Genomic DNA, 13,835 nt, shown 5'->3' with positions numbered 1-13,835 from the left:
ATTAGGATGCCCTGTTTCCATAAAGGAGAAAGAGGGTTATTCTTCGATCCCAAGCAATTGACATACTTGTACTCTATATTTTTTGGCCTTACGTGTTCCATGAATGAGATTAGACAAGCGACTAGCAGGAATATGGTAGGTATCACAAAATGTTCTCTGATCCATTTGCCTCTCGACTAGCTTTTCTTTGATTTTCCAGCCAAAAGGGGTTACAGGATTTCGTTTGTTCAACAAAGTTATCGCCTCTTCATAAGTATAGGATTTAGAATTTTGATTGGGGTTTGGAGATTGGAGTTCGTCTTCTTCCTTTAAAAGCGTCATGCACACAAATTAGCTAAGATTTCAGTTTGCAGGTTTGGTATTGATTCAATAGTTCATCCAGTTTCATGGATTGTTCAATCACTTTGGGATGCGTTAAAAATCCGTATTTCTTCTGGACTTGGTACAGTCTTTTTCTGGCCCGTTCGACACGAAGTAAAGTCACACCTGGATTCATCAGCATGATTCCCCCTTCTGTGTCATATCCTAATGCAAAACGTAAATTTTTGGATTTTTTTAAAATACGCTTAACAAAAAAAGTGCTTCTGGAATATTCCAGAGGCACTTTTTGTCGGTATATGTTTATTTTCAGTTGGTTTCAAGTTGTTCAGAGTTAAACTTGCAACCAACAACACCCGTTAAACAGCAAGGTTAACCAATTCCCTTTAGGCTCCTCCGACTTGGTCATTAAGTTGGATGTGACTATGCGAATGAACCGGCACAGTAACAATAAACAAAAAACTAGCCGCGATGATCAGCAGTACCATTTTTTTCAACATTCTCTAACCACACCTTTTCAATAAGATTTAAAAAACCCGCTTTAGTTTCAGTAATCGCATATTCCCGAAAATGTAAAAACAAACCCATACAATTTATAAAATAAGTCTCATTATTTATTATATGTGACCTTAGCATTGCATACATCAAGTATTTAAAGCCATCGTTATACTTTCCTTGATACAAATAATAATAAGCTAACTCATATCCAAGACGTGCAAACTGTTCAGGTATAACTTGTTTAGTATACATGTCAGATGATGACTGCCCCTGTTTCACGAAAAAGTCAATAAGGGTTTCAAAGCGCTCAAGTACGTGATTCACATTTAACTGATACCGGTTAGCAGTAAACATTACATTCAGTAACTTAGTAACCATTTCTTTATCGGCTTTTGATGCAGCAATATATTCAACATAATCCGAAAGCACGCTTATATCTCCAAACAGTAGTTTATTAACATACGTATTACATAACGCCCAATCTTGAAACTGTTTAATCCAATGCAGAGTATCCTCGTCAGTCTCTTTGACCCAATCTAAATTAGCGTAGGCGTATGTATATTCTAATGCCTGCTCATAATCTCCTTTGGCCTCATATACACTGGCACACAGTAAATCAGAATAGGTGATGTACACAAACAATGGACGGCTCAGCCTCTTTTCAAGTTCCGCAGGCTTTCGTTTTTTCTGCTGATGCTCTAATGTATATTGAATTTCCGCTCTAACTCTCATTTTTCGAGCGGTCACATCAAGCCTGTCCCATAAGCGCAAAGAACGAAACACATTCGCCAAATCTTTTAGCGCATCAAGTTGGTCTATTTCATCCAGACGTTCCACAAAGGGTTCAAATAGCGTTGCTGCCTTGAGATTACGGCTCTGATCATCTCCAACTTGAATCGTGAATATACGATATTGGCAGGTGGCCAAGCGTTCAGAATGCTGATATTTCTCCACTTCTGCGACATTCTCATAGAGAGGCAGCGCAGCAGTATGTCGTCCCTGTTCAAATAATGCTTCTGCAACATCAAATAGCCTAGTCGCATACAGCGGATTATCCATGATATGTCCAACCATTCGACGGATTGCATCCAGCTTGTCCAGCTCCGCACAACGATACAATAATGGCTCGATTCGCCTAAAATTCGGGGAAAGGTCAATGATGTAATTTTCTATGTATAGATCGTAAAAATAGCCTTCTGGCAAATCCATAGCCACAGTGATTCGGTCTAGCTGCTGTACGGAAACAGGACGATGCTGAGTTATCCAATTACTAAGCGTTCTTTGATGAACCCCTGAATATTCGGCAAATTGACTCAATGTCATATCATTTTGTTTTAGATAATCCTCAAACTCCGCTGAAATCGTAGGTGTATGCTTCAAGTCATAACCACCCTTCACATAAAAATTCCATTATTTTAAAAATCACCCTCTATTCTTCTCCATAATTAACCATCTGTCAATATATTATGCAACTAATGTTTATAGCGAAAATTCAGCATAACTTACACACAAGGGAAGATTGTGAAAACGAGTAGCAAAAGTAAAATTGGATTGCCGAAATAAAAGGTTTCACAGAGTTGACATGACTATTTCATTTCTCCATATTCTTACTATTAGTAAATGATATAGAGTTCCCAGGTAGAAACTCTGTTGAACCTTTTAATCAAATGAAAAATCCCCCGATTTTGATGTAATCAAGGGATACATAGGTTCATTTCTCTCGCTTTGATATTGCCAAATTGATTATTTCTCCACTCACAATTCCTGTCAGAATTGCATAGATTCCCATAGCACTCATCTGATATCCCAAAGCGTAAAATACCCCTATAACTATTGCGTAGTTCAATAGAATCGTTGCATAACGCTTTAGAAACTTACTAATGGAAATCCTCATAAGCAACTCCCACCTTATTTTATACTTCAACATAGTAAATGTTAGTTCATTATTGTATAAAAGTAAGGGGGAATTTGTCGAATAATCCGTTAAAAAGAAATTTGCACTTATTCACTGCTGGGCAGACCACGAAATAAGACTTCTTTTTTCATATCATTCACGCACTCACATGGAGTGCGACAGCGAAAATGCAGTAATTCATACCCTAATGATATCAATTCCACACATTCTCGCAAAAAACGATGCCAAAAAGGCTTGGATCAACCATTGCCCTTTTCTGAAGGCAACCGATTCAATTGCTTTTCGACATTTTTCGAGGTGCAAAGGACCCGGGATTTTTATGTGAGCTTCACATTCGCACCTTACAGAATCAGCGGACTTTCCATATCGTAAGCTTCTTTGGCCCCTATATGATCCACTTTCTTTTTGTAGTTATCTTCTAAGTTGTAGAAGCGCAAGCTGTCTTCTGTTTTGTCTATCAACTCTTCGAGTTCATACTTTAAACGTCGAATTGGGTAAAATCCGAAATACATTCACATAGGGATAAATAATTCTATCCTGTTTCATTGTGCCATGCCTTCATTACGATTTTTCCTTGTAACATCGTTCATCATGGCAGCCCCGTTTTCTTTTTTTGTAAAATCTTTTATTTAATCATTTTTCTTATTAATCAATGTAAGGATAAAACGGCCGGCATATACTTCTCGAAGTTCTTCCATCACATCCAATGCCAATGAGGCTCACTCTGAACAACCTCTATGCAGAAAACCTACATAAGCATCCAAGCCCACAGCTTCCAGTGCCCATTTCATATCGTTGGACAGCAGTGTATAGGCAAAAGATAATAGGGCATTCACATTATCTAACGGCGGGCGTTTATGGTGTCCATGGAAGTGAAAATCATCTTTTTGCTGTAAGATCAGCCCATCCTAACGGAATTGTACTGAACCGTCGCCGTCCCTTCCAAACCGCACAGCCTGATACACTTTTGGATTTCGGTTTGGGGATAGCAGGCCGCAATCGTCTTCGTCAGTGTATTCTTTTTCTGATCTTATCGTCCATCTGTTTTCGTTTGGTTGTTTACATTGTCTTTATACAAATATACCATCACCCTAATTTATGAAATCAAACAAGCGGATCAAGGCTGGATGTCTTAACCTGCTTGTTTGATTTTCTTATGTCACCTTCTTATGACAAGCACGCAATCAATACAGATTGGCTGCAGACTCAGGAGTAAAGGCTAGAATGTCCTCTGTCCGTCCCTCCCGGATTTTCTTCGCCCATGCCGGATCACCCAGGAGCGCGCGTCCGACAGCTACCAGATCAAACTCACAGTTATCCAGCCGCTTCAGCAGCTCCTTCAGTCCTTGGTTGTCTGCCTCCTCTCCATCTGCGGGATCATTGTCCATGCCTACGGAGCCAACAGTAATCGTTGTCTTCCCGGTGAGCTTCCTCACCCATCCGGCAAGACTAAGCTCCGAACCTGCAAATTCCGGTTCCCAGAATCGGCGCGTCGAGATATGAAAAATGTCTACGCCCGCTTGTACCAGCACAGTCAGGAATTGCTCCAGCTGCTCCGGCGTATCTACCAGCTTCGCCGTATAATCTGCCATTTTCCACTGGGACAGGCGCATGGAGATCGGATAATACGGGCCGACGGCAGCGCGGACTGCCTGGACAATCTCGGCTGCAAACCGGGTACGCTTCAGGAAATCGCCGCCATAGCGGTCCGTCCGTTGATTGGTTTTCTCCCAGAAGAATTGGTCGATCAGTAAGCCGTGACCGCCCGACAGCTCAATTCCGTCGAAGCCAACCTGCTGTGCATTTACTGCCGCATCGGCAAAGGATTGGATGACCTTGGCAATTTCTTCTTCCGTCATCGGCTCGCTTACTTTGTTCCCCTGCATATCCAGTCCCGAAGGCCCAATCGACGGAGCGTCCGGGTAAGGCTGGGAACCCACGGGGCGAATCATCCCCATATGCGATAACTGCGGGAATATGACCCCTCCAGCCTCATGGACCTGTCTGACCACTTCCCTCCAGCCGTTCAAAGCGGCTTCGCCAAAGATACTAGGAAGTCCGGGCTCACTTGTTGCAGCCGGATGGTCAATCATGCCTACGGTGATGACGAGCCCTACCCCGTTCTCTGCGCGGCGTCGGTAATAGGCGGCAGTATCCTCACCCGGCACTCCTTCCGGTGCAAAAGCACGCGCCATCGGCGACATTACAATCCGGTTAGGTATAGTTAATTGATGAACCGTATGAGGTTCAAATAAGGCCTCCAGTGAATGAGTTTGCTGCTGCTCTTTAGTCAAGAATTACGCCTCCTATAGTTTCAATAATTATTTTCAAAGTGGATATGAGTGCAATAGTATCAAGCTCCTGTTCCCGCTTCAACCAACAATCCGACTAATTTGTTGCTTAAGCAAGAAGTGAAAAAAACTGTCGTATTGGGAGATAATAATTGTTGTCTATTCAACACATGTTTATAATAAGAGATTAGTATCTTTACTGAAAGGAGTGTTCAAAGGATGGCTGGTGTACTTCCTCCCAATCCAAACGACCCGCGCGTCATTCGGACACGTCAATTAATTCTGGATGCTTTCATTCAGCAGTTGAACATCATGGACTTCAACTCGATAACTATCGGTGACATCACCAAGGCAGCCACGATTAACCGGGCGACCTTCTATGCACATTTCCCGGATAAATATGCGCTGTTCGAAGCCTTTTTGCTGGACGCATTTACGAATATGGTAGTCTGTAAAGTCGATACGAAAGGACCTTTGACGAAGAAGACGCTTCTGGAGCTTATTGTGGCATTATGTAATTACCATGAAACAAGCCACCACTGCTTCAAGAAATACGATTCAGTGGCCCTCTTGCTTGAAGAAAATATCAAGCTGCATCTTGAGAAACTCACCCTTCAGCTGATCTCTGGAGCAGACGCCGCTGCGGACTCGAAGTCGCTCGCAACCGCAGCAACCCTGTTAAGCTGGTCTTTATACGGTGTTACCTATCGCTGGAACGTGGAGGGAAGAACAGAGCCCCCCTCCGAGCTGGCTGTGCGGGTAATGCCGCTGATCACCGACGGGTTCCACATGTTCAATTAATGCAAAATGGCAGGCGGATTAACTACCAAAAGGTAGTTAATCCGCCTCTAGATCGTTTTTTAATTTGATCCCATTGATCGTCGCGTATTTCGTATCGTCTTTTCATATCTCAATTTACCATCATTTAACTATGATTTATAGTTTGAATACACGCCCTAGAAAAATACCTTTATGTTTTCAAAAAAACATAAAGGTATTTGTAAAATATTTTATGAAGACGTTCGGCAAAAGTTGAGTTATTAACCCTGTTCATCATACCGGCTGCATTACCTGCATAAACCTTCCCATCCGTTCCAGCGCCTTCTCCAAATCGACGAGCGAGGCTGCATATGAGCAGCGAATAAAGCCCTCTCCGCCTGATCCGAATACATGTCCCGGTACGACCGCCACCTTCGCTTCCTTCAGCATACGAAGTGCAAACTGCTCAGATGACATGCCAGTAGAAGTAATTGAAGGGAAGGCATAGAAAGCCCCCTCAGGCTCATGACAAGCGAGCCCGATTGCATTCAAGCCGGCCACAAACAGCTTGCGACGTTCATTGTAGCTCGCCATCATCTCATCCTTGGCAGCCAAGCCATGACGCAATGATTCCAGCGCGGCAATCTGTGCAATGGTGGGCGCACACATGGCTGTGTACTGGTGGATTTTCAGCATGCCGGCAATCAGCTCATGCGGACCGCACGCATAGCCTACCCGCCAGCCTGTCATCGCAAATGCTTTGGAAAAACCGCTGATGACAATCGTACGCTCCTTCATGCTCGGCAAAGAGGCGATACTGACATGCTTTCTCCCGTAAGTCAGTTCGGCATACACTTCATCCGAAATGACGACCAGATTATGTTTGATAATGAGCTCTGTAATCGGCAGCCAATCCTGCTCCGTCATAACTGTTCCAGTCGGATTACAGGGATAATTGATCATTAAAATCTTTGAATGAGGAGTAATTGCCGCTTGCAGCGCTTGCGGGGTCAGCTTGAATTGCTCCTCTGCCGTAGCCGCCACCTCTACAATTTTACCGCCATGCAGATGGGTAATGGGTTCATAGGCAATATAGCTTGGTGCTGGAATCAGCACCTCGTCACCCGGATCGATCACTGCTCGCAGCGCCAGGTCGACGGCTTCACTGCTCCCCACCGTCACAATCATTTCCTGCTCAGGGTCATAGGAAAGCGCGAAGCTGCCGGAAAAATAAGCAGAGATCTCCTCCCGCAGCTCCATCAAGCCGGCATTCGAAGTATATTTCGTCTGCCCTTCACGCAATGCCTGAATGCAAGCTTCACGTACCTTTTCCGGTGTAACAAAATCAGGCTCTCCGACCCCAAGGGCGATTGTATCTCCTCCTGCTGCATTCAGATCAAAAAAAGTGCGAATTCCCGATGGCCGAATATCCCGTACACGCGAGGATACAAACCACCCTGTACCCTTTTCATTAAACATATTATGCCATCCCCCATTCCTGTTTACGCTCATGGAGCGAGCTGGCAATAATATGGTCCAGCAGTTGTGTAAAGGTTATACCCGCAGCTGCGGCACTTTTCGGAAGCAGGCTGTTGGCGGTCATACCCGGTAATGTATTCATTTCCAGCACGTAAGGCCTATCCTGACACAAAATCATATCGACCCTTGCATAGACCTTGCATTGCAGCAGCCGGTAGCTGGCCAGTGCCGCCTCACGCACACGCTGCTCAATAACGGGGGGAAGCTCGACCACCTTCTCCTCAGCGCCGCCGACCTCATATTTCGCTTGGTAGTCGAACCACTTCGAACGAGCGGAGCTAATGCTAATAATCGGTAATACCTCGCCATCTACGATGGAGCAGGTAATCTCCGTCCCTTTATAATAGTGCTCAATCAAGATCGCTTGATCCAAGCTGCAAGCCTCCTGAACAGCTGGTAGCAGCTCCTTCTCATTTTGTACAAGCTGGATGCCAATGCTGGATCCCCCCGTATTCGGCTTCACAATTACCGGGTAGCCCAAACGCTCCACCACCTGCGGATCATAATCGTCCATCCCCTGCCAACAAAGGCCTTCAGGCGTATGCACACCCGCTGCCTTCAGCAGCGTCTTGGACAACTGCTTATTCATGCATAAGCTGCTTGCCAGGACACCGCTGCCTGTGTAGGGAATGCCGAGCGTCTCCAGCGCTCCCTGCACCGTGCCGTCCTCGCCATACTGACCATGTAGTGCCAGTAGCGCGATATCGATGCCAGCCTGCTGGACCTGCGTGATCAAATCCACTCGCTGCTCGATCACCATTGGAACCACTTCATAACGGCTGCGATCCAAATGATTGATCATCTCTTGACCTGTCTGCAAAGAAATCTCACGCTCAGAGGAAATACCGCCCATAATAACACCAATTTTCATCATGACACCTCATTTTTCTTCAAAATCTTTATGTGGTTACGGATTGTTCTTTTGATCGCTGGTGCTTCTTCAGAACAATATTCCGTCTCTGTAGCTCTTTTCTAACCATTATGCTTAAGAAAGTTAAGCGTCTGTTTGCCGATTATTTGAATACCCCGTTCGATATTTTCATCTGTTACTCGTGAAAACCCAAGCCGCAATGTATTCGTCCCTTCGCCTTCTTGAATAAAAAACTTGTCTCCCGGTGTGAAAATGACGCCCTGTTCAGTGCAAGCTTCTAGCAGCTGGCGCGTATTTACGCCTGTCGGGAAGGTAAGGAACAAATGCAAGCCCCCGTCACCAGACACCTGCGCCTCAGGAAGATGTGCTTCACAGCATGCCTTTGTCAACTCATATTTGCGCTTATACTCTGTACGTGCTTTTTTTACATGTTTATCGAAATTTCCGTTAAGCATATATTGGTATAAAATCGATTGATCGATTGTTGAGGTATGAATGGTGCGCGCACGCTTAATGCTTTCCAGAGTGTCAATCAGTGCTCGGTCTCCAAGCACCCAGCCTACACGCAAGCCAGGGAACAGCACCTTGGAGAAGCTGCCAATATAGATTACTCCGTTCCCTTGCCCTGCTGTCGCTATTAAGGGCGCAACATGCGCTCCCGAGTAGCGTAGCTCCTCATTGAATCCATCCTCGATCACCGGAATCTGATGGCGCGCCATTAATTTCATAACAGCGCTGCGCTTTGCCGGCGACATGACGATGCCTGTCGGGTTGTGATAGGAAGGAGTCAAATAGGCCAAATCGAAGCTATTGTTCTGCAATACCTCCTCTAGCCGCTCTACATCAATACCGTCACACTCCATCGGAATGCCGGTAATCTCAAATCCTTGCAACTTCAAATTTTTGATCGCTGTGTGATGGGTCGGATTTTCACAAATTGCCGCTCCACGGCGTGCAGAAGGGCGTAAAGCCGACAGCACAATGTCAAAGCCTTCTGTAAACCCGCCTGTAATCAGCATATCCTTGCCAATTATATCAACGCCTTTGTTCTCCATATAATGAATCAGATAATCAATCAGCGGCTTGTAGCCCTTGGCATAGCCGTAGTTGAGCAGCACCTGCCCTTCGATTGCCATCCGATCCATAAAAGCTCGCCTTACATCCCCCAGATCAAACAGCTGCTCATCCGGAGCGATGCTTGTGAACGAGATAGTTCCCTTTTGGGCACGAATGCCCTGCTTCATCATATCCAGATCAACAGCCAATACGGCATACTCGTTCATTCTTGCCTTCCAGTCGATCTCCCAGGTGGCAGAGCCGTCAGATCCTCCGTTATCTACGGCCGACTGGCCCACCATGGCGGCCACATAACTACCCTTTCCGGGAATTGCATACGTAAACCCGTCATCCTCCAAGCCTTCATAGGCTGCAATGACTGTATTGCGGCTCACCTTAAGCAGAACGCTCATTTCTCGTGTGGAAGGCAGCTTCTGATCCGCCTGAAGCGCCCCTTTTATAATTAAACGATTGACGTATTCTTTTACTTGTATCGAGACCGGGCGGTCACTTACGAGCTTGAAATCCTGGAACATCCTTCATCCCCTCCCCCTATAATGATGGCATACAAGACGAGTGAAAAAAAAGAACCACCGCACTGGATTTTTCATCCTTCGGTGGTTCTTCCGCATTTTATCCCCTGTACGCCCTCATATTCTTGCCTCATTCCCCCGCATCATTGCCTCTCATCGCGCCCATTGCGAGCATTGTACATATCACAAAGATCGTTTCACTTCGATTTTATTTTCTTCCTTCTGCGGCTGAAGCCCTGAGAACTATGCAAAGCATACCAGTCAAACAAAACCATATGCCGTAACGACTGACCGTGAATCCTGCCGCATCGTCAATTGTCACATGGAGTGCGCCTATTTCTTTCTTGAGGACGTCCTCCATTCATCATATTTCAATCCATGCACTCATATAGAGTGCGACTGGTATCGCCTACGGAGTTGCAAGCGGCGATTGAATTTCAATCCACGCACTCATATAGAGTGCGACAGCGAAAATGCAGTAATTGATTATCTAATGATATCATTTCCATGCATTTTCGAAAAAAGCAATGTCTAAAAGGCTTAAATTAACCATTGACTTTTTCTCACTGATAGCATTTTCTATACTTTTCGACAAATTCCGAGGTGCGAAGGACCCGGGGTTTTCATGTGAGCTTCACATTCGCACCTTATAAAATCAGTGAGCTTTCCATATTGGAAGCTTCCTTAGCCCCTATATGCTCTTCTTCTTTTTATAGCTATCACCCAAATTGTAGAAATGCAGGCTAAGTTCTCTTTCGTCTATTAATTCTTCTAGTTCATACTTTAAACGTCTAAATTGGGTCAAATCCAAAATACATTCAAATAGAGATACATAATCCTATCCTGTTTCATTGTACCATGCCTTCATTACGATTTTCCTTATATCATCGTTTCATCATGACAGCCCATTTTCTTTTTTTGTAAAATCCTTTATCTAATCATTTTCTTGTTAATCAAAAACAGGACAAAACAGCCGGCATACGCCTCGAAACTCTTTCATCATATCCAGTGTCAAGGAGGCTCATCCCGGATAACCTACATTAGCATCCAAGCCGACGGCTTTCAGTGCTGATTTCATATCGTTGGGCAGTAGTGTATAGGCAAAAGATAACAAAGCATTCACATGATCTAACGGCGGGCGCTTATGGCGTCCATGGAAGTAAAAATCAATTTTTCACTACAAAATCAGTTCATCCCAAACGGAATTGTACTGAACCGCCTCCCTCCCCTCCAAACAGCGTAAAATCACCAGCTCCTCCACTTCTCTGTGATGCCATGCGTTCATGATGACAGGACATTGGTCAGATTTAATTCTGCCTGGATGATAATATAATCCAGTTTTCATATAAATACCTCAATAGTCCCTGTTTATATCATCATCATACGAGATTGAATGTACATCATAAGTGCTGGTAAACAAGGAAAGTTTAACGCAGGAAGTTATCCCCCTGGAACCAGTGAGTCAGGTTACGTATAAGAATTCGAATTCATCCCTCACATCCGTAACTGATACTACGTATAAAAATAATAGGTATAAAGATTCAACGGGGCAGCTATATACTTTACCCGTCTTACAGCCTAAACCAGCGTGTATGGGAAATCACTCATTAACACCAATGGATTTTAACACTAACTCCGCGAGCTTCCCTGAATGTCGAGACCTGAGAAACGGTCCGTATCGTTCAGTATGGTCACATATAGGGTTTGCATGGGCTAGTACACGAGTTCATTTACCAAGTGCTAGACAGATTCGTGATAATAATAGTGGTTATAATGGAAGCACAGGATTCATCTATATGGGTGGTTGGAGCAACACCAATATGGCGGTTGATGTTGGATTGCAGCATAGTACAAAATATAATGACTGGGCTCCTTTTATGCTTATTGAAGGTGTGAAGAACCCTTATACTTTTAAGCCACGTTTTGAACCCGATCAGGAAGTACAAATGAAATTTTATATTCCTTCTGACGGTAACATTGCCTTGACTGTAACAGGTTATGCAGACGGTGAAAAGATAAGTAGGAGCTATGTCGAGCCGGCCCCAGGTTGGACCGCTACTGGCAACGGTAACCTTATCAAAAGAACGACAAGTATAGGGCAGATACAAGATCGACAAGACTATAATGACGGATCTTACATTAGAAGAGTTCGTTGGGCTACATCCTATATCGGTACAAATTCAGAAGATAATATCCCTTGGCGAAACAGTCAAACTTATGACTATTGTTCTATGCCACGGAGTAAAGTTGAAGTGGATTACGTACATGGAGGAGAGGAGACAGATAGTATATTTTTAGATTGAATTTTGTGAGGGGCTGCTCGCCCCTCTCTTTTAAGGAGGAAATTTTGTGGGAAAGATGTTGTTCAGGATTATACTTATAGGCGCATTGTTTTTTTGCTTTTCTCAACCCTATACAGGAAAAATGTCAGCTCAGAGTATAGCTCCAAGCACTCAATTTTTGAAGATTAACAATTACTATGTCTTGTTCACAGCCCCCAAAGCCCCTTATATTGACCAGAACAATCGCTATATGGTGCCTTTGAGATCCATTAATGATTTGTTGGGAGGACAGACTACGTATAACCCAACTTCTAATACGGCCACAATTAAGTTTGGAACGCACAAGGTTGAGTTTAAAATGAACTCCACTGAGATTGTTACCGACTCGAACACGTCCGTGATGGATACCGTCCCTGTACTTTATAAAAATGCGATGTTTGTTCCTTTAGGGGTACTTACTAAGCACTTAGATATATACCAGGAATGGGATCAACAAAATAAACTGTATTCCCTCTCTGGGAAGGAATTAATGAAGACACCTATGATGGAGAATGTAGAAGATTTGGATCATTTTAGAGAACAAGTTGATGATGAAAATGCATTCCATTTGTTATCGTACAAATTGACCATGGGAGAAAAAATTCATCTGGCTATTACAGCTAAGAATATGACAGGGAAAAAGATTAGTGAGGGCATTGAAGATTTAAATACTACTTTTATTTTTTCTGACAATAGCATAGCCGGGGAAAATAGAAATCGTAAAAGACCCAATATAGATAAGGATGAAATTGTAACTCGCGAATATGACATAGATTATGTGAAAACAATTGAGAATAATAAAATCATCAAAAATGAGCTGTCGTATATTCTCTTTAAGGGAAGAACGCTAAAACCATAAAATCCCTTAAGTGAAATGGTACTGTTTTCCTTGCAGATGGGTCGTAGGGTGTGAATTGAGTTAAAGTAAAGCTGATCTAAGAAGGGATCAGCTTTACTTTTGCCATTCTAATTATGTAGCCATACAGAGGTTTTCATTCTCCTCCTCTTATCAAGGCTACTGAAATAAAAAATGACAAAAAATATTATAATATGGAAACTTTTTGCTGAATAACAACGTCTATATAGTTGATCGTTGATTTATAAAAAATTCCATAGGAGGAACAAACATTGAGAAAAGTGAAATGGAAAAAGAAATTGATGATCACTTCAATGACATTTGTTTTATCTTTAATGGCAGCAACAGTAAGCGCTGACACTGGAACCGCGCATATTAAAATTGGTTCTATATCAGGTGGGGCAAGTAATATCTCCTATTGGTACGATTCATCTCTTTCAACATACGGCCAAACTGGTGCTGTAGACAATGCGAGAAGTAAGTGGGATGCAGCATCATCTAGAATTGGATGGAGTTCTGGAAGTTCCTCAAGTGCAAAATTAAAAGTTTATGCCGGGAATTACTCACTTCCTGGAGGTACTTACGGATCAACCTCTTACTTTCTTTCTAACGGACAGCAAGTTGACGCTGGAGCCATAACAAATGGGTCAAATTATGATGTGGCTAGAGTTGTATTAGATGCAGGCTGGACAAGCGGCTGGTCACAATCAGAAAGATTTATGAATGCTGGTCACGAACTTGGTCATGTACTTGGCTTAAACCACTTTCAAAATGCTCCTGCTCATGCAGGAGAACATTGGATGAAATCAGGTAGATATGCTCTCTCATCACCTACATCAACAGATACTTCACATGTGGTTAAGAAATGGGGGGATTAA

Annotated in this window: 14 protein-coding genes and 1 pseudogene; 4 read left to right on the top strand and 11 right to left on the bottom strand. The window is 43.6% G+C overall.

Going from position 1 to position 13,835, the window contains the following annotated elements; all coding sequences use genetic code 11:
- Positions 1-36 precede the first annotated feature (36 nt).
- The 5 genes and pseudogenes from KAI36_RS10705 to KAI36_RS10685 form a co-directional block, all read right to left on the bottom strand.
- The gene (locus KAI36_RS10705) at positions 37-231 is read right to left on the bottom strand and encodes a Rha family transcriptional regulator (RefSeq protein WP_053326560.1); all 195 of its coding nucleotides are present in this window, start codon (positions 229-231) and stop codon (positions 37-39) included.
- A 103-nt stretch (positions 232-334) separates the two neighbouring features.
- Entirely contained in the window at positions 335-502 is a 168-nt protein-coding gene (locus KAI36_RS10700) for an aspartyl-phosphate phosphatase Spo0E family protein (protein ID WP_220027692.1), read from the bottom strand.
- Between the two features lie 278 nt (positions 503-780).
- On the bottom strand, positions 781-2,196 hold the full coding sequence (locus tag KAI36_RS10695) for a helix-turn-helix domain-containing protein (protein ID WP_220027691.1): 1,416 nt from the start codon (positions 2,194-2,196) through the stop codon (positions 781-783).
- A gap of 1,045 nt (positions 2,197-3,241) precedes the next feature.
- Positions 3,242-3,710, bottom strand: a pseudogene (gene cas1, locus KAI36_RS10690) (CRISPR-associated endonuclease Cas1); the annotation flags it as partial.
- A gap of 205 nt (positions 3,711-3,915) precedes the next feature.
- Positions 3,916-5,025 (bottom strand): NADH:flavin oxidoreductase, encoded by a 1,110-nt coding sequence (locus KAI36_RS10685; protein ID WP_220027690.1) that lies wholly within the window; start codon positions 5,023-5,025, stop codon positions 3,916-3,918.
- 216 nt (positions 5,026-5,241) lie between these two features.
- Here KAI36_RS10685 and KAI36_RS10680 point away from each other — a divergent pair, with 216 nt between their 5' ends.
- Positions 5,242-5,823 carry a TetR/AcrR family transcriptional regulator gene (locus tag KAI36_RS10680; RefSeq protein ID WP_025722387.1) on the top strand — a complete coding sequence of 194 codons (582 nt, stop codon included), beginning with the start codon at positions 5,242-5,244 and terminating at the stop codon, positions 5,821-5,823.
- Between the two features lie 252 nt (positions 5,824-6,075).
- Here the strand turns inward: KAI36_RS10680 and KAI36_RS10675 are convergent, their stop codons facing one another.
- From KAI36_RS10675 to KAI36_RS27560, 6 genes are all read right to left on the bottom strand, one after another.
- A complete protein-coding gene (locus KAI36_RS10675; RefSeq protein ID WP_220027689.1) occupies positions 6,076-7,260 on the bottom strand; it encodes an aminotransferase class I/II-fold pyridoxal phosphate-dependent enzyme in 1,185 nt (394 codons plus the stop codon).
- Between the two features lies 1 nt (position 7,261).
- The gene (locus KAI36_RS10670) at positions 7,262-8,191 is read right to left on the bottom strand and encodes a D-alanine--D-alanine ligase (protein WP_220028092.1); all 930 of its coding nucleotides are present in this window, start codon (positions 8,189-8,191) and stop codon (positions 7,262-7,264) included.
- Positions 8,192-8,292: 101 nt separating this feature from the next.
- Entirely contained in the window at positions 8,293-9,783 is a 1,491-nt protein-coding gene (locus KAI36_RS10665; RefSeq protein ID WP_220027688.1) for an aminotransferase-like domain-containing protein, read from the bottom strand.
- Between the two features lie 688 nt (positions 9,784-10,471).
- Complete coding sequence (locus tag KAI36_RS10660; RefSeq protein ID WP_231517282.1) at positions 10,472-10,585, bottom strand: CRISPR-associated endonuclease Cas2; 114 nt, start codon at positions 10,583-10,585, stop codon at positions 10,472-10,474.
- 216 nt (positions 10,586-10,801) lie between these two features.
- A complete protein-coding gene (locus tag KAI36_RS27565) occupies positions 10,802-10,903 on the bottom strand; it encodes a CRISPR-associated endonuclease Cas1 (protein ID WP_346730198.1) in 102 nt (33 codons plus the stop codon).
- 54 nt (positions 10,904-10,957) lie between these two features.
- On the bottom strand, positions 10,958-11,125 hold the full coding sequence (locus tag KAI36_RS27560) for a hypothetical protein (protein ID WP_256703364.1): 168 nt from the start codon (positions 11,123-11,125) through the stop codon (positions 10,958-10,960).
- 247 nt (positions 11,126-11,372) lie between these two features.
- Between KAI36_RS27560 and KAI36_RS10650 the strand changes: the two genes are divergently transcribed.
- The 3 genes from KAI36_RS10650 to KAI36_RS10640 all read left to right on the top strand — a co-directional run bounded on the left by KAI36_RS10650 (position 11,373) and on the right by KAI36_RS10640 (position 13,835).
- Positions 11,373-12,083, top strand: coding sequence for a YrpD family protein (locus KAI36_RS10650; protein WP_346730197.1), 711 nt, complete (start codon positions 11,373-11,375; stop codon positions 12,081-12,083).
- 55 nt (positions 12,084-12,138) lie between these two features.
- A complete protein-coding gene (locus tag KAI36_RS10645) occupies positions 12,139-12,960 on the top strand; it encodes a copper amine oxidase N-terminal domain-containing protein (protein WP_258382319.1) in 822 nt (273 codons plus the stop codon).
- 269 nt (positions 12,961-13,229) lie between these two features.
- A complete protein-coding gene (locus tag KAI36_RS10640) occupies positions 13,230-13,835 on the top strand; it encodes a hypothetical protein (RefSeq protein ID WP_220027686.1) in 606 nt (201 codons plus the stop codon).

This window comes from Paenibacillus sp. S02 (genome assembly GCF_019454065.1).
GTDB lineage: Bacteria > Bacillota > Bacilli > Paenibacillales > Paenibacillaceae > Paenibacillus > Paenibacillus polymyxa_B.
The sequence above is the reverse complement of the archived record's forward strand: the minus strand, read 5'-3'. Positions and strand labels throughout refer to the sequence as shown.

Bases quoted from the DNA above. Each gene is read 5' to 3' on its own strand.
- KAI36_RS10675 (WP_220027689.1), bottom strand. From the start codon at position 7,260: ATGTTTAATGAAAAGGGTACAGGGTGGTTTGTATCCTCGCGTGTACGG.
- KAI36_RS10680 (WP_025722387.1), top strand. From the start codon at position 5,242: ATGGCTGGTGTACTTCCTCCCAATCCAAACGACCCGCGCGTCATTCGG.
- KAI36_RS10670 (WP_220028092.1), bottom strand. From the start codon at position 8,191: ATGAAAATTGGTGTTATTATGGGCGGTATTTCCTCTGAGCGTGAGATT.
- KAI36_RS10665 (WP_220027688.1), bottom strand. From the start codon at position 9,783: ATGTTCCAGGATTTCAAGCTCGTAAGTGACCGCCCGGTCTCGATACAA.
- KAI36_RS10700 (WP_220027692.1), bottom strand. From the start codon at position 502: ATGCTGATGAATCCAGGTGTGACTTTACTTCGTGTCGAACGGGCCAGA.
- KAI36_RS10645 (WP_258382319.1), top strand. From the start codon at position 12,139: ATGTTGTTCAGGATTATACTTATAGGCGCATTGTTTTTTTGCTTTTCT.
- KAI36_RS10650 (WP_346730197.1), top strand. From the start codon at position 11,373: ATGGGAAATCACTCATTAACACCAATGGATTTTAACACTAACTCCGCG.
- KAI36_RS27560 (WP_256703364.1), bottom strand. From the start codon at position 11,125: ATGAAAACTGGATTATATTATCATCCAGGCAGAATTAAATCTGACCAA.